We start from the raw sequence: 17551 nt of genomic DNA, 5'->3' as shown, positions 1-17551 counted from the left end.
ATGGTATTAACTTAATCGTACTTTCTAACCAGTGGGTTTAACCACCGAAGTCATCAAGCATGATGTTTTCATCTTCAACACCCATGCTATGTAGCATATCGATGACCGCAGCATTCATCATCGGTGGCCCACACATGTAATATTCACAGTCTTCTGGGTTTGGATGACCTTTCAGATATTCTTCTAATAAGACGTTATGGATAAAGCCGGTGTAGCCTGTCCAGTTGTCTTCAGGAAGCGGATCTGATAATGCCACATGCCACTCAAAGTTAGAAAAATCTTCTTGAAGTTGATCATAGTCTTCTACGTAGAACATCTCGCGAATAGAGCGTGCACCATACCAAAAGCTGATCTTACGGTCTGTGTTCAAACGCTTAAGCTGATCAAAAATGTGCGAGCGCATTGGTGCCATACCTGCACCACCGCCGACGAAGATCATTTCAGCTTCAGTTTTCTTAGCAAAGAACTCACCGTAAGGCCCCGATACCGTTACTTTATCGCCAGGCTTTAAGCTAAATGTCCAAGAAGACATCTTACCTGGTGGGATACCGTCTGGGCCACGTGGTGGTGGGCTTGCGATACGGATGTTGAACTTGATAAGACCTTTTTCTTCAGGATAGTTGGCCATTGAATAAGCACGAATAACTGGCTCATCAACTTTTGACACATAATTAAAGATGCCAAATTTATCCCAATCTTCGCGGTATTCTTCTGCAACATCAAAGTCTTTATAGTGCACTTCATGCGGTGGCGCTTCTAGCTGTACATAACCACCAGCGCGGAAGTTAACTTCTTCGCCTTCAGGAATTTTTAGTACCAGCTCTTTAATGAAAGTGGCAACGTTATCGTTAGAGACAACCTCGCACTCCCATTTTTGTACATCAAAAAACTCAGGATCAATCTCGATTTTCATGTCTTGCTTAACAGCTACCTGACAAGCTAAGCGCATGTGATTGCGGATTTCGCCTTGAGTAAAATAGCCTTCTTCGGTCGGCAAGATAGAACCGCCGCCTTCAATAACGCGGCAACGACACTGCGCACAGGTACCACCGCCACCACATGCTGAAGATAAGAAAATACCTTCGCTCGCAAGTGTTTGCAGTAGTTTACCGCCCGCTGGTGTCACGACGTCATTATCGGAATTATCATTGATATGGATGGTAACATCGCCTGAACTGACCAGTCTTGAGCGCGCCGCCAAAATAATGGCGACAAGGCCCATGATGATCAAGGTAAACATAGCAACGCCACCAATCGCCGTAGCGTAATCCATGGTAGGTATCCTTAATCTATGGAGTAGGGGAGCGAAGTAACGTCATAACGTTTTTCTGAACCCCTACCGAATAAATGAATTAAATAGGTCAAATCGCTAAATAAGTGTTTAAGCTTAGCGGTCTAAATTGACATACCGCCGAAAGACATAAAGCCAAGTGACATCAGACCAACGGTGATAAACGTAATACCAAGACCACGCAGCGGTGCTGGGATATCTGAGTATTTCAGTTTTTCACGGATACCAGCCAATGCGGTAATCGCTAATGCCCAACCAAAGCCTGCACCCACACCATAAACGACTGATTCGCCGAAGTTATAGTCACGCTCAACCATGAATAGTACACCACCTAAGATAGCGCAGTTTACAGTGATAAGCGGTAAGAACACACCAAGGGCGTTGTATAGACTAGGAACGAACTTATCCAAGAACATCTCTAAAATCTGTACGGTAGCGGCAATAAGACCAATATAACTAAGCAAACCTAAGAAGCTTAAATCGATATCAGGGAAACCTGCCCATGCCAGTGCACCATCTTTTAGGATGAACTGAAATAGTAAGTTATTTAGCGGAACGGTAATCGCCATGACGACGACAACGGCAACACCAAGACCAATAGCGGTTGAAACCTTCTTTGATACTGCCAAGAAAGTACACATACCTAGGAAGTAGGCAAGCGCCATATTCTCAATAAAGACTGAGGTTATAAATAAACTAACATAATGTCCCATTAGTGACCGCCTCCATGTGCCATGCCTTTAGACTGCGGCTTCATTACAAACTCCGCTTCTTCAACCTGTTCTGGTTTCCAAATACGGACGATGACAATGAACAAAGCAATGATAAAGAATGCTGACGGTGGTAACAATAATAGGCCGTTTGGTATATACCAACCGCCGTCAGTCACTGGTTGTAGAATAGTGATACCGAACCAAGTACCTGCGCCTAATAGCTCACGGATAGTGGCGACGAACAGTAGTACCGCAGAGTAGCCAAGACCATTACCAATACCATCTAAAAAGCTCGGTATTGGTGGATTGCTCATAGCAAACGCTTCAGCACGGCCCATTACGATACAGTTGGTGATAATCAGACCAACGAAAACTGACAAGCCTTTACTCACATCGTAAGCGACAGCTTTTAGTACCTGATCGACCAAGATAACCAATGAGGCAATGATGGTCATCTGCACGATGATACGAATACTTGATGGAATTTGCTTACGAATAATCGAGATAAAGAAGCTCGAAAATGCCGTTACCAGTGTCAATGCTACACACATAACCATGGCGTTTGCCATGCTCGTGGTGACCGCTAGTGCCGAACAGATACCTAAGATCTGTAGGGCAATAGGGTTATTATCAAAGACAGGCGAGGTTAAAATACTTTTAGTGTCAGCCATGTTAAGCCTCCTTGCCGTTTGCTACTGGTAGTTTTGCTGCCAGTTCGGTTTTAGGTTGAGCGGTTTGCTTTGATTGATTTGCTTGTGTTTCTGCAGTATCAACTGTCTGACCACCCTCTTTGCGCAGCATATCTAGATAAGGCTTATAACCTTGCTCGCCTAACCAAAACTGAATCATGTTACTGACACCGCGACTAGTCAATGTCGCACCGCTGATACCATCAACCCAGTTGTCTTTTGGATTACCTGCTTTGGTCACACCAGTAGCAACTTCACCGTTTTCATCATAAGACTGGATACCAGTCCACTTGGCGCGCCACTCTGGCTCTTCGATACGAGCACCCAAACCTGGGGTTTCTTTATGCTCATAGAAGCTAATACCTTTAATAGTATTCATGTCGCTCTCTAGCGTCAAGAAACCATAGATAGTGCCCCATAGTCCGTAACCTTGAATAGGTAATACGACGACTTCAGGTTGACCAGCATCGTCTTTTTTGACATAGACTTTGGCATATTTAGGCTTACGACCGATACCCGCAGGATCATCGTTACCTAGGTCGTCACTCAATGCTTGATTCTTAGTCGCTTGACTAGCGTCATAAGCATTGCGATCAGGGATACCCGCGTCTGCTAGCGTTGCATCATCGACATAGTTGCCTTTACTTAAGTCAATAATTTCGACATCAAAGTCTTTGAATCGTTCGGCAACATCGTCTTGTGTGTCAGACTCAGCATCATACATGTCGGCCGCGACTAAGATGTTTTTGTTACGATCTAAACGCGCATTTTCAAGTTGTGCAGGCTTTAGGCCAACTGCAACTGCTGAGACCAATACTGAACACACCAAGCATAGCGTTAATGCCACACTGATGGTTTTCGCATTATTACTTTTGGGCTTGGACATAACGAACCCTCCGAGCTGTTTGGCGTTTGATGTTTGCTTGGGTCACAAAATAATCAAACAATGGCGCAAATAAGTTGGCGAATAGAATAGCCAGCATGATGCCTTCTGGGAAAGCTGGGTTGATGACACGAATCAATACCGTCATAAAACCAATCAAGATACCATAAGCCCAACGGCCTTTATTGGTATGTGCAGCTGAGACTGGATCGGTTGCCATAAACACGGCACCGAAGGCGAAACCACCGATAACTAAGTGCCAATAGAATGGCAAGTTCATCATCATGTTGTCTTTAGAGCCAATCATGTTGAAGATAAGCGAGGTAGCCACAAGACCAACCACACAACCTGCCATGATGCGCCATGAGGCAATACGCGTCCATAGTAGAACAACGGCACCCATTAAGATTGCTAGTGTTGATACTTCACCGATACTGCCTTGCATGTTACCGAAGAATGCATCACTCCACGTGATCGCATTACCATAGACATCGACGAAATCTTGAGGAGAGACACCAAGTGCAGCAAGACCGAGAGGCGTTGCTCCTGAAAAACCATCAACCGCTGTCCATACAGAGTCACCAGACATATAGGCTGGGTAAGCAAAGTATAGGAATGCACGACCCGATAGGGCAGGGTTAAGGAAGTTTTTACCTGTACCACCGAATACTTCTTTGGCTACGACCACACCAAAGATAATACCCAAGGCAACTTGCCATAAAGGAATATCTGGTGGTAGACATAGTGCAAATAATACCGAGGTCACAAAGAAGCCTTCGTTGACTTCATGCCCGCGCACAACAGCAAAGATAATCTCACAGAGAATACCAACGGCAAATGTCACAAGGTAAATAGGTAAGAACTGCATCGCACCGTAGACAAAACTTGCCCAGACACTGTCTGGGTTATAGCCTGCCATGCTAGTGATAACCGTACGCCAGCCTTCAGGCTGCAAGCCAAGCTGAGCAACCGCCGTTAGCGCTTGATGACCGATATTGTACATACCCCAAAACATCGCTGGGAAAGTACATAGCCATACGGTAATCATAATGCGCTTTAGATCAATCCCGTCACGTACGTGTGATGACGCGTATGTGGTTGAGTCTGGTTGACGCAAAAACGTATCAAACATCTCAAAGATGGCATAGTATTTTTCGTGTTTGCCGCCTTTGGTAAAAGATGGCTCCATACGATCGAACATATTGTGTAAAAATTTCATCGTGGTTAGCCCTCCAGTTCGATGCGCGTTAAGTTATCACGCAAGATATCACCGAATTCATATTTGCCAGGAGATACAAAGGTGCATAGTGCCAAATCTTCTTCATCCAACTCAAGTACGCCTAAATCAACGGCGACCAACATATCTTCGACAATCAATGCGCGTAGTAGTTGGGTTGGTAGATAGTCTTGAGGCATGACCTCTTCATAGACACCAATTGGTACCATCGCTCGCGGTGAGCCATTACTCGTGGTGGTAAAGTTGTACTTTTTGCCACCAAAAAACTGCGAGATATAGATAGGCAGCTTTGAGAAACGGTTTTTACCTGGCGTAAAGAAGTGGAACGCTGGGCGCTCATGACCTTCCGTCAGCACACTGATCTGATTATGAAAACGACCAATATAGGCAATATTGCTAAACACTTTGCGACCAGATAATACCGAACCTGAAATGATACGGTTCTCGCCAGCTGCTAGCTGACCTTTGGTCAAGGCAGTAATATCAGCGCCGCGCTCAGTCATAACCAAGTGTGGGTTACTGACAGAGGGGCCTGCTAAGCTAATCAAGCGAGGTGTGTATAGACGGCCGGTGGTAAATAGCTTACCAATCGCAATCACATCTTGATAGCCAATCGTCCAGACGCTCACGCCACGCATGATTGGGTGTAAAAAGTGAATGTGCGTACCTGCCAGACCAGCTGGATGCTTACCAGCAAAGCCATGATACTCAGTAACATTATTCGCAGCAGTTTTTGCGACCGGTGTCAGCTGGGCATTACCATGATGGCAGACAAACGTCTTTGGGCTGAGTGTCGACAACACAGCAAGACCATCATTGAACGCTTGTAGCTGCTCATTGATCAGCAACATTGGATCAAACGCTAGGGGACTGGTATCTATAGCAGTGACAAAGATGGCATGAGGACGGGCACCGATTTCTGGCGTACGGCTAAAGGGACGCGTGCGAAACGCAGTCCATTCGCCAGAGGCAAGTAATTGGGTTTCGACAACTTCAGAGTCTAGGTCAGCCAGTTGCTGGGAGTCATAGCGCTCGAAGTCTACTTCTTCACCGTTTGGGTCGACCGCAATAACGAGGCTCTCAAACACACGACGGTCACCGCGTTTAATCGCGACAACTTTACCAGCAGCAGGGGCAGTGTAGATAACGCCTGCACGTTTTTTATCTTCAAAAACGGGCTGACCTTTTGCTACGATGTCACCTTCTTTGACATTCATCGTGGGCTTCATACCGATATAATCATAGCCAATAAGAGCTACGTGTGTCGGTTGGTGCTCAGATATCTCGCGGGAGGGTTCGCCGGTGATGGGCAAATCCAAACCTTTTTTGATGGTAATCATAAGCGAAAACTTAGTCCATAGTCTAAAACGATACCAGACTTCCTGTTTGGTACATCGGTAGTATGAACATATGCATCATTTAATAAAGCACTCACTCACCGACTCCTATAATAGGATGGTGATAGAGTTTTCTAAAAATAAAGCACGATCATAACTACTATTAAGAGTATTAACGCTGACCTTAGACTCCTTAACAACACGTTAATGTCTTATTCGAATTACCAAAGTGGCGACTGGCTACCAAGGTGTATGTTAAAACTATCCAATTAAAAACCATCGCTAAAGCAGTGAGCTAAAAGTGACAGTTCTTAAGATAAACAGCTTTATCATACGTTTCATTGAAAATTAAAGTTCTTAATACCAGTATTGTAGACCCTACTTATAAGTTCAGTATCCTAGAAAAGATACTTAATTGAATAAGTATGTAGCCAAATAACGATCTATTGAGATAGATGATAAACTGGTAAAAAGACAAACTGGCTAAGCAATTAACAAGCAGCGTTCACTTATCGTATAATATTGCTATAAAGCCGATAATAGCTATTTTAGTGTCGTTGACCAGTGATAAAGACTATATGAAAACGTTAGGAAAGGTATTTAATTAGAGTGTGTAATACTGCAGGGTAATCTGTTTCGATCGACCAGTTGAGATTTCTAATATAACCTTTCTTAGCAAGAAGTCAGCCAATATCATGTAAATGTATTTAGCTCTTACTCGATTCATCCTGACCGCTACTCTTTTTTTAGTCGTGATTGACCTAATAAAAATATAACGTATGGTTACTATCACATAGAAACAAATAAAATTTACCTAGGATTATACGCTAAATTGACCTAAAATTGCCAGTCAGGAATTCAATTTACCTAATGTTTTCAATGGCTGTAATTATAAAAACTTATAGTTATAACTTTTAGTTTTTATGTCATGAATACGGTTTTGGGCAATGTTTTTTATCATTATTTAGCGTGTGTTGAGGACTCAATACACCATAATACTCAAAGTTTAGTTTTTCAAATTTATTTAATATTTTGTTTTATAAGGAATGCGATATGTGTGCTGTGCCTGTCATTATCCCGGCGATTGATTTAAAAGATGGTAAATGTGTACGCTTAAAACAAGGCCGTATGGAAGATGATACGGTATTCTCTGATGATCCAGTTGCGATGGCAGCACGCTGGGTAGAGGAAGGTGCACGCCGATTACACTTGGTTGATTTGAATGGCGCCTTTGATGGTGTGCCTGTTCATAGACAAGTAGTCAATGATATCACCAAAGCGTATCCGAATTTGCCTATTCAATTGGGAGGCGGTGTGCGTAATATGAACACCATTGAACAATATATCACTGCAGGTTTGACTTATATTATTATCGGTACAAAAGCAGTTGAAAACCCTGAGTTTGTCGCAGAAGCTTGCCGCGAATTTCCGGGGCATATCATTGTAGGTATCGACGCAAAAGACGGCATGGTCGCAACCCATGGTTGGGCGAATGTTACTGATACCAAAGCAACTGAGCTTGCCAAGCGTTTTGCTGATGTAGGTGTCTCTTCAATAGTCTATACCGATATTGCCCGTGATGGCATGATGCAAGGCGTCAATGTCGAGCAAACGGTTAACTTGGCTCGTGAAGGCGGCTTACCAGTGATTGCGTCAGGTGGCGTGACCAATATGAAAGATATCGAGCTATTGAAGCCTTATGGTGACTGTATCGAGGGCATCATTACTGGCCGTGCTATTTATGAGGGCACGCTAAGCCTAAGTGAAGCGCAGATTTATCTAGATCATAAATAAGACACAATTTAGCAGTGAAAATTAGCAATAAAAATCAGTAAAGCTAGCAAAGGATGCTTATGGCAACTCGTTTAGACCTTCCAAGGATACGCAGTTGTCCAAGAGCGTGGTGTCAGATATGGTTGCTACTAAGTATCCTTTGTTCTCTTCCGGTTTATGCTGTTGGTGAAGAAACCACTGATATAACCAAAGTATCAGAAATAGAGCGTGCAGAAAGCGTTGTATCAAATAATATTGCGGAACCAGAAGCTGACATTGTTGAGCTTCCTACGCAGTCATCTGAACCTGAGCCAACTCCATCGCCGGTAACCGTCAGCGAAAGTACCAATAATGCCCAAATTGAAACCACACCGACCCCGCAAAAAGACAATGACATTCGTCAACGTATCGAAGGTATTTTTTCTGAAATTGATGGGTTACAAGCTGTCAATGTTGGTGTCGCCCAAGGTGTTGTTACCTTAACGGGAGAGACTCCAAACGAAAAGAAAGCACAGCAGGCCATTAATTTAACCAATCGTTTGACAGATGTGGTCACCGTGTCAGATCAGATTGATCGTACCTTAGATGTACAAGATAACGTCACTACTGTCTATCAAGGTCTCAAAATACAAGCCAAAAATTTAGTTAAAGCCTTACCACTATTATTGGTCGGTATCATTCTGTTTATACTGGTAAGCTGGTTTGGTAGCTGGTTGTCTAATCGCAAAAGAATGTGGCAACGGTTGACACCTAATCCATTTGTCGCTGAACTACTGTCACAAACCGTCAAAGTCATCTTTATTATATTTGGCCTGATCCTAGCGCTCAGCTTAATAGGAGCAGAGACCATCTTAAGCACATTGCTTGGTGGTGCTGGTGTTATCGGTATTGCGGTTGGTTTTGCGGTCAAAGATACGATTGAAAACTATATCGCATCGCTAATGCTCAGTATTCGCCAACCATTTCGTGCACGTGATCATATTGTGATTAATGGGCAAGAGGGTATAGTGGTGCGCTTGACTTCACGCGCAACGATATTGATGACACTAGATGGCAATCAGTTACGGATTCCTAATTCTGAAGTCTTCAAAGGTACTATCCTCAATTACACCAAAAACCCCGAACGTCGATTCACCTTTGAGTTGGGCGTCGATGCTAATGATGATCCATTAGCTGCTATCAAGGTTGGATTGGACGCAATACATTGTTTAGCGTTCGTTTTGGATGAGCCAAAAGCGATCGCTGTCATTAGTAATGTTGGTGACTCTAATATCGTCTTAGAGTTTCAAGTTTGGGTAGATCAATCAGAGACGGACTTTTCAAAAGCACGCAGTATTGCCATTCGTGAGACCAAGCATGCATTAGAGGATGAAGGTTTCAGCCTACCTGAACCTATTTATCGATTACGTTTTAATCGTGATTTGGAAAAAGCCTTTGAGCATATGCAAAGCAGTCATGTAAACAATACATCTAACGTGACGGTTACACCGGCTGTGCCCGATAGCGTTATAAATGGTGATAGTAGTAATACTGATAATAAGGACAAAAAACAAGCAAAAGCACGTGCCAAGCTTATTTTGCAAGATGACAATGCTAGTGATGTTCTCAGTGCGCGTTCTGATGACAAGCTAATGAAAAAGGTCGAGCAAGAGATTGCAGAACGTTCAGATGAGACTGATTTATTGAATAATAATAGCCCGCAAGAATGACGTATAGTCAATCCTCTATAAACTGGATACTGTGTCAGTCTCATTTAGTCTACTATTTGTAGTACTTTCACTCGCCTTCCTTGTATCCAGATTATATTGAATCAACTATATATAGACCAGTTTTAAAATAGGCATAGAAAATGCAACGAAACGTATATCTGATAATTATTCAAATACGAGACATTTTCTATGCAAATGAAACATCTGATTATATTCGCGCTAGTTGGCATGGTAGCCTTACTTGGTTTTAACCTTATTAATGGTAGTCAACGTGACAAAAATAGAGAAGCGCTCGTCAGTAGCGTAACATCTGAGCATAGTGATATCAGCGCAGAAATACCTGAGACTCACATCGAAGCAAGCAGCTCTGATGCTATCACTAGCAAGCCTTTGGGTGAGCAGCCTAAAGCCATCCTTGACAGTGCCACGACTCAAATAGATCAAGCTCAACAAACAGAACAGAAAAACCTAGAAGAGATGAATAACACTGCACAGTAGCCAGTGCTTATTAAGCAAGTACCACGCATTTATATGAATAGTGAGACATAAAAAAAGGCTAACGATGACGTTAGCCTTTTTCATATTTCTAGTATTTAACCAAAACTAGCCTTTCTTATTAGCGCCTTTACTACGACTGCTACTTCTCTTGGCTGGGCTCTTTTTAGCAGGTGCTTTTTTTGTCTGATTCATTTCACTAGATTGTAGTTTGGCTTTTAAATCAAAGTCAATTTGCAATAGATCCATGTTCACGCCAGCAACTTTAACCTTGACCGAATCACCAAGTCCAAACAAAGTACCTTTGTCTTTACCAATCAGTTGTTGCTGCTGCTCATCATAGACAAAGAAGTCATCGCCGACATTTGAGATATGAACCAAACCATCGATATATAAGTCGGTCAATGTCACAAATAGACCGAAGCTAGTAACGGTAGTCACCACACCTTCGAACTCTTCGCCGACATGGTCTTTCATGTAATGACATTTGAGCCAAGACTCTACATAGCGAGAGGCTTTTTCTGCACGGCGTTCTGTATCTGACGTTTGCGTACCAGCACCTTCAAGAGAAAAGTCCATGGTAGGCTGTTGGCTATTAGTCACTTTTGCTTTAATAGCACGATGCAGCATCAGATCAGGATAACGACGAATAGGGGACGTAAAGTGGCTATATTCGTCATATGCCAGACCAAAGTGACCGATATTGTCAGGTGCATAGTTTGCTTGCATCATCGAACGCAATAGCATGCTATGGATACTAATCGCATCGGGTCTGTCTTTAGTCGCTTCAATGATGCGCTGATAATCCGCTTGCGTTGGATTCTCTTCTGGGAAAGATAGGCCAAAGTTCTTTGCGTATTCATGAATACGCATTGATTTTTCACCATCAGGCTTATCATGGTTACGATACAAGACAGGTAGTTCATGCTTTAGCGCAAAGTTCGCTGCACAAGTATTGGCCAGTAGCATACATTCTTCGATAAGTTTCTGAGAATCACCACGAGTACGTGGCAGAATAGCCTCGATGCCGCCTTTTTCGTTGAATTTGATGTAGGTTTCAACGGTTTCAAATTCCATCGCATGACGTTCTTCACGTTTTTTAAGCAGTAGCTCATAAAGCTGATGTAACGTGTCGACAGATTTTTTAACGTCTTTATTACCTGTTAATGATTCAGGCAAGCGCTTATCAGTCGGATTTACCAGATAATCATTTACTTGATTATAGGTTAAGCGTGCTTGTGAATGCATGACCGCAGGGTAAAACTCATACCCAGTAACCTTGCCTGCGCGTGATATCTTAATATCAGCAACCATACACAGACGATCAAGATTAGGGTTCAATGAACACAGACCGTTAGAAAGTACTTCTGGCAACATCGGAATCACGCGATGCGGGAAGTATACTGAGGTACCACGTTCGTAAGCATCTTGGTCAAGTGCTGAATTTGGCGTCACGTAATAACTGACATCAGCAATCGCTACTAAAACGCGATAGTTACCACCAGATCGTTTTTCAGCAAATACGGCATCATCAAAATCACGTGCATCTTCACCATCAATAGTGACGAGTGGTAAATGACGTAAGTCTGTGCGACCTTTTATGTCTTTTTCAGTCGGCTCTTGATAGCCATCAGCTTGTTTGAGCGTGGCTTCACTAAAGTCTGAAGGGATGTCATAATTGAGTAGCGTGGTTTCAATAATCAGTTCACGATCATTGTCATCAGACAGCAGTTCCGTGATTTTACCAGTAGCAAACTCATGCTGGTTTGGCCAATCGATGATATCGACTTTGACAGGAGAGCCTTGTTTGGCATTAAACGCTTGTACGTTGTCTTCAGTAACCGTAATTGGCTGATGGTTATTTGGACTGCCAAGCTCGACACAGTAGCCATCATCATCACGAGCCAATGTACCAATAAAGTTGTTTTGGCGACGTTCAACGACATCGACAATACGCCCTTCGGTACGGCCACGATTGTCTGTTGAAGTACCGACCGCTTCGACGGTGTCGCCATTGAATACCCAACGCATTTGTTTTTCATGCAAAAACAAATCTGGCATGTCGCTCAAAAGCACAAAACCAAAACCTTTAGGATGCGCAGACACTGTACCAGTGACAATATCTTGCTGAGTCACTGTGCGATAGCGATAAGGACGACCGTCGCGGTTTACTTGTCCATCACGCGCCATTGCTTTTAGGCGATTGCCCAAAGCATCAAACTGGTCCGGATCATCAATATTAAAGGCTTTTGCCAATTGCTGATGAGTGACTTCACCATGCTCAGTAATCGTGCTAAGTATCAGCTCACGACTAGGGATGGGATTGTCATATCTTTTTGCCTCGCTTGAGGCGTTTGGATCATTCCAACTCATAAATTACCGTATCTATTTTTAAAATTATTAATAGGGGCTATCTTAACACGAACAACGTGGCAATATCTTGCGTCAATTGTCTTATGTGTGTTCAGTAGCAAGGAGTCGTTACCTTCAACTGGTAACAACTATTGTGATAAATCAAATATCAACATCGACCTTACTTGATTTATTGGTTATCTTTTTACTGTCAATTTCTTTTGAGACTTCTAGCACGGTCGTCTGATTAGACTTATCGAGATATTTCTGTGCTTTATCGACTTCACTGGTCAAGGTGTTGACTGTTAGCTTCATGTTTTCTAGCGCTTCAATCTTATAATTGCTAATCATATCCATCGTGTCATAGACATTATTAAAGGCGTTTTGCAGTTTATCAAGCTCGATACTGCTGCTAGTAGCTTGTTCATGAATTTCACCTGACTGACGTTTTAGCATCGCCGAGGTTGATTCAATCAAGCTACTGGTGGTTTTATTCAACGCAGTGATTTGATCAAGTACCAGTTTCTGATTGGTCATTGCTTGAGCGACGACGACAGCAGTACGTAATGCTGAAACAGTTGTGGTCGTTGCACGATCGACGCCTTTAATTAGCTCTAAATTGTTGCGGCGAATGGTATCGAGTGCCAGATAACCTTGTACGTTGACAGCCAATTGGGTCAAGAAATCCGTATTCTTTTGACGCACATAAAACAGCATTTCTTCTTTAATAATGCGAGCTTTTTCAGGGTCAGTTGCTTCTATTGCATAGATTTTGTGTTCCAACTGCTCGTCAATTTTTTTGCCGACATAGACATACTGACGAATAGACTGCATCAATTCCCACATATTGACTTTTTCTTGCTCAATCATCGCATTGTCTTTGAGCAGCTCATCTTTACCATTATAAAGACTGGTCACCACGGCATTGATATGTGATTGTGCTGATTCATATTGGCGAAAGTAGTCTTGCACTTTGTTGCCAAAAGGTATGAGACCGAACAGCTTGCGTGAGCTGGTTAGCTCCTTTTTACTCGGATCTAAATCTTCTACGATACCGCGCAATTCAGTCAATGACTTGGCAATAGGGGAGTTGTCAAACAAGCTATCATTGAGACTTTTGGCTGGCAAATCCAACATACGATTAGAAACCTGTGCGGATTCTCGGATTTCTTTCGTACCTAAATTATGAATAGACTGTACGTTCTGTCGAAACTCGTCGCTATGAACAGAGTTAGTGATAACGTGGTCCACAAAAGCATCAACTTTGGCATCGAGCTCTGGAATCTGACTTTCATCCAACTTGACCATCTGATCTGCTTCACTTTTCTGTATTTCTTTCACAGGTTCAGGCGGCGTCAAAGAAATACTTGGAGTTGTTGCGTTTTCTGGTGGAGTCAATTCTTGCATGAAGTTTCCTATAATATCTGAAATGGACAGTATTTTTGGTCAATAGCTACAAAAGACGGTAATCGTAAAACACGTTAACAGTAGATGGATGTTTTTATACACTCGATTGTACTTAATTCAAATGATATAAATGTGGTACAGCAGACCTTTAGATTAACTGGTAATGAAAAGGTTGAGAAGATAGATTTTGTAAAGTAGCGTCGACTTATTATATTAAAAAAAGACTATTTACAGGCCTAAATATTAAAAAACCATCAATATCCCGCAGCATATTGATGGTTAAGATTACAAGTATCTACATCGACTAACAGCCACAACTAAAATAATCTAAAAAACAGATTATTTTTTCTTAGTTGGTCCAAGCAGCATACCCATTTGACGACCTTCCATCTTAGGGTACTGCTCGACGTTTGAGATATCAGCGGTATCTTCAATAATACGATCAAGTTGTTTGCGACCGATATCTTGGTGCGCCATTTCACGTCCGCGGAAACGAATGCTAATTTTAACTTTGTCTTGATCTTCCAAGAAGCTAACGATTTTTCTCAGTTTAACCTGATAATCGGCTTCTTCGGTACTTGGACGTAGCTTCATCTCTTTGAGCTGAGTCTGTTTTTGGTTTTTCTTAGCTTCTTTTGCCTTTTGCTTTTGATCATAGAGGAAATGCTTATAATCCATGATTTTGCATACTGGCGGTTTAGCTTCAGGAACTAATTCAACCAAATCTAGACTGTCTTCACGTGCCGCTTTCATCGCGGTGTCGATATCGACCACGCCCATTTGTTCGCCGTCTTCTTTAACCAGACGGACTTCTTTGGCACTGATATCTTCGTTGATGTTCAAACGGTTCGACTGTTTAATAGGTATTACTCCTCATCTGTTTTTGGGGTCTGTCGGCCTTTCTCAGCGACAGCGGTCTGTACTAATGTAATAAATTCAGAAACACTCATCACGCCAAGGTTCTCACCTTCACGCGTACGGACGTTGACACTGCCCGATTCGACTTCTTTATCCCCTAATACTAGCATATAGGGAATACGTTCTAATGTTTTCTCTCGTATCTTAAATCCAATCTTTTCGTTACGCAAGTCACTAATAGCTCGCAAACCTGCATTTTTTAGTTCGCTGACGACGTTTTCACAAGCTTCGCCTTGTTTATCGGTAATATTCATGACAACTACCTGCTGTGGTGCTAGCCATACTGGCATCCAACCCGCATAGTTTTCAATCAATATACCGATGAAACGCTCAAATGAACCTAATATAGCACGGTGCAACATAACAGGTACTTCGCGCTCATTTTGCTCATTAACGAATTCAGCATCTAAACGCTCAGGCATGTTTGGATCAACCTGAATGGTACCGCACTGCCATACACGACCTAATGAGTCTTTTAGACTGAATTCAATCTTTGGACCATAGAATGCACCTTCACCTGGTAAATAATCCCAGTCAAGACCTGAGCTATCAAGCGCATCTGACAGTGCTTTTTCTGCAAAATCCCATGACTCATCACTACCAACACGTTTTTCAGGACGAGTTGAGAGTTTCATAATAATGCTATCGAAACCAAAGTCTTCATAGACCGCAAGCGTTAGCTTGATAAAGTCAGCCACTTCTTGTTGAATTTGCGCTTGAGTACAGAAGATATGCGCGTCATCTTGGGTAAAGCCACGAACACGCATCAAGCCATGCAATGAACCTGATGGCTCGTTACGATGACAAGAACCAAATTCTGCCATACGCAAAGGCAGGTCACGGTAAGACTTTAGGCCTTGGTTAAACACTTGCACATGGCAAGGGCAGTTCATCGGTTTTACGGCATAATCACGGTTTTCGCTAGATGTCGTGAACATGTTAGTGGCATAGTTGCCCCAATGTCCAGAACGCTCCCACAAGCTACGATCGACGATTTGTGGCGTTTTAATTTCTTCATAGCCATTATCATGTTGCACTTTGCGCATATATTGCTCAAGTACTTGATAAATGGTCCAGCCGTTTGCATGCCAGAACACCATACCGGGTGCTTGCTCTTGCATATGGAACAGATTCAACGCTTTGCCAATTTTGCGATGATCACGTTTTTCTGCTTCTTCAATACGTTGAATATAGGCTTTTAGCTGTTTCTTATCCGCCCACGCAGTACCATAAATACGTTGTAGCTGCTCGTTTTTCGCATCACCACGCCAATAGGCACCAGACATTTTGGTTAGTTTAAATACTTTTAGGAATCGTGTGTTTGGCACGTGTGGGCCACGGCACATATCGACGTATTCTTGATGATGATACAAACCGAAGGCTTCTTCACCTGGCATATCATTGATTAACTTAAGCTTATAATCTTCGTTACGTGACTCAAATATCTCAATTGCTTCTGCACGTGGTGTCATCTTTTTAACAACGTCATAATCTTGCTTGATCAGCTGCATCATGCGCTTTTCAATCGCTTCCATATGCTCAGGGGTGAAAGGCGTCTCACTATAGATGTCATAATAAAAGCCGTCTTCGATTACTGGACCGATGACCATCTTCACATCAGGGTACAGCTGCTTGACAGCGTGACCTAACAAATGCGCACATGAGTGACGAATGATATCAACACCGTCGTCGTCTTTTGGCGTCACGATTTCGACTTTAGCATCAGCAATGATAGGATCATGCGCATCTACCAACTGCCCATCTACACGTCCAGCAACTGTTGCTTTCGCTAGTCCTGTTCCTATACTTTGCGCCACTTCCATGACCGTAGTATTGCCTTCGAAGTTTTTTACGCTACCATCGGGTAAAGTAATCGCTACCATAATCTATTCACCTTTTTGGGTCCGTTGGCAGTGATGATTGCAACCATCAATCATATAACCGTGAGACCACGTCAATTATATCTAACTACTATGATATGTTGTAAGAGATAAGCACAACTTAATAGCACTGTCTTTTACCTTATATAACATGATGATTAAGCGCCATTTAACAAGCTATAATCAACGCTATATAAGGTGAAACGAACTACCTTCTCGTACGATAAAGCAGAACGGCTATTAAGCAATGTCATAAAAGCGACTATTATAGCAAAAACTGCCTATCAACACTAGATAGTAAGGGGTTAGGTCTGCTTCTATATATAGGTACACTTTGTACCAATATCAATAGTGATTAATATAGGTAGCGTTAAATATCAGATCAATGACTATAGTAAGTTCATAGTGAGAGACTAGATAGTAGAAATGAGCCTTCCAACCACATAAAACAGCAGTGAAAAGACTTTCTTAAAATGCGGTTTAAGTATTTCTATTCCTAACCCATTGAAAATAATCAGTTATTAAATATGCTGTCAAATTAGTTAAAAAACCTTTAGCAAAGCAGTTGACACGGTGTGAGAACTCTATATAATACGCACCTCATTAGGGAGAACTGGCAGTAATTAGGAGATAATTACTTAATTAAAACCCAGTTAACTCATTGAAACGAATTAAAAAAGAAGTTGACAGACTATTAAAACATGATATGATAGTCAGCTCGCTAAATAGGATAAGCCACATTGGCTGGGAGTATTTAGTTTGAAATACTAACACTGGACGACAGTGATTAGGCATTATTTAAAAGCATAACTAAAGAACAACTTGTGTGGATTTTTGCTGATTCAGAATGTTAAAAAATAAAGTTGG

General features: G+C 42.3%; 13 protein-coding genes. 3 read left to right on the top strand and 10 right to left on the bottom strand.

All coding sequences use genetic code 11. The annotated features are described in order from the left end of the window. Positions 1–37: 37 nt before the first annotated feature. From nqrF to ACZW67_RS08610, 6 genes are all read right to left on the bottom strand, one after another. On the bottom strand, positions 38–1273 hold the full coding sequence (gene nqrF / locus ACZW67_RS08635; RefSeq protein ID WP_110924426.1) for an NADH:ubiquinone reductase (Na(+)-transporting) subunit F: 1236 nt from the start codon (positions 1271–1273) through the stop codon (positions 38–40). A gap of 122 nt (positions 1274–1395) precedes the next feature. Further along, a complete protein-coding gene (nqrE, locus tag ACZW67_RS08630) occupies positions 1396–2004 on the bottom strand; it encodes an NADH:ubiquinone reductase (Na(+)-transporting) subunit E (RefSeq protein WP_011281361.1) in 609 nt (202 codons plus the stop codon). Further along, positions 2004–2675 carry an NADH:ubiquinone reductase (Na(+)-transporting) subunit D gene (locus ACZW67_RS08625; protein WP_465182927.1) on the bottom strand — a complete coding sequence of 224 codons (672 nt, stop codon included), beginning with the start codon at positions 2673–2675 and terminating at the stop codon, positions 2004–2006. Before ACZW67_RS08625 ends, nqrE begins: the two co-directional genes overlap by 1 nt. 1 nt (position 2676) lies before the next feature. Further along, the gene (locus ACZW67_RS08620) at positions 2677–3579 is read right to left on the bottom strand and encodes a Na(+)-translocating NADH-quinone reductase subunit C (protein WP_465182926.1); all 903 of its coding nucleotides are present in this window, start codon (positions 3577–3579) and stop codon (positions 2677–2679) included. Then, positions 3560–4795 carry an NADH:ubiquinone reductase (Na(+)-transporting) subunit B gene (locus ACZW67_RS08615; protein WP_194196322.1) on the bottom strand — a complete coding sequence of 412 codons (1236 nt, stop codon included), beginning with the start codon at positions 4793–4795 and terminating at the stop codon, positions 3560–3562. The genes ACZW67_RS08620 and ACZW67_RS08615 overlap by 20 nt, the downstream gene beginning before the upstream one ends. A gap of 5 nt (positions 4796–4800) precedes the next feature. After that, the gene (locus ACZW67_RS08610; protein WP_201589170.1) at positions 4801–6153 is read right to left on the bottom strand and encodes a Na(+)-translocating NADH-quinone reductase subunit A; all 1353 of its coding nucleotides are present in this window, start codon (positions 6151–6153) and stop codon (positions 4801–4803) included. Positions 6154–7203: 1050 nt separating this feature from the next. Between ACZW67_RS08610 and hisA the strand changes: the two genes are divergently transcribed. The 3 genes from hisA (at position 7204) to ACZW67_RS08595 (ending at position 10130) form a co-directional block, all read left to right on the top strand. Then, positions 7204–7944, top strand: coding sequence for a 1-(5-phosphoribosyl)-5-[(5-phosphoribosylamino)methylideneamino]imidazole-4-carboxamide isomerase (gene hisA, locus ACZW67_RS08605; protein ID WP_465182925.1), 741 nt, complete (start codon positions 7204–7206; stop codon positions 7942–7944). 59 nt (positions 7945–8003) lie between these two features. Then, a complete protein-coding gene (locus tag ACZW67_RS08600) occupies positions 8004–9632 on the top strand; it encodes a mechanosensitive ion channel domain-containing protein (RefSeq protein WP_465182924.1) in 1629 nt (542 codons plus the stop codon). Positions 9633–9821: 189 nt separating this feature from the next. Next, positions 9822–10130: a hypothetical protein gene (locus ACZW67_RS08595; RefSeq protein WP_465182923.1), complete on the top strand. Its 309-nt coding sequence runs from the start codon at positions 9822–9824 to the stop codon at positions 10128–10130. A gap of 105 nt (positions 10131–10235) precedes the next feature. Here the strand turns inward: ACZW67_RS08595 and rnr are convergent, their stop codons facing one another. From rnr to thrS, 4 genes are all read right to left on the bottom strand, one after another. Beyond that, positions 10236–12500: a ribonuclease R gene (gene rnr, locus ACZW67_RS08590; RefSeq protein ID WP_465182922.1), complete on the bottom strand. Its 2265-nt coding sequence runs from the start codon at positions 12498–12500 to the stop codon at positions 10236–10238. Positions 12501–12641: 141 nt separating this feature from the next. Next, on the bottom strand, positions 12642–13886 hold the full coding sequence (locus tag ACZW67_RS08585) for a toxic anion resistance protein (RefSeq protein WP_110924417.1): 1245 nt from the start codon (positions 13884–13886) through the stop codon (positions 12642–12644). Positions 13887–14225: 339 nt separating this feature from the next. Continuing rightward, positions 14226–14729 carry a translation initiation factor IF-3 gene (gene infC / locus ACZW67_RS08580; RefSeq protein ID WP_010197324.1) on the bottom strand — a complete coding sequence of 168 codons (504 nt, stop codon included), beginning with the start codon at positions 14727–14729 and terminating at the stop codon, positions 14226–14228. Between the two features lie 23 nt (positions 14730–14752). After that, entirely contained in the window at positions 14753–16687 is a 1935-nt protein-coding gene (gene thrS, locus ACZW67_RS08575) for a threonine--tRNA ligase (protein WP_110924416.1), read from the bottom strand. Positions 16688–17551: the final 864 nt, after the last annotated feature.

The sequence above is a fragment of the Psychrobacter sp. TPE 89C genome (assembly GCF_055522395.1).
This window is presented reverse-complemented; position numbering and strand designations above follow the sequence as displayed.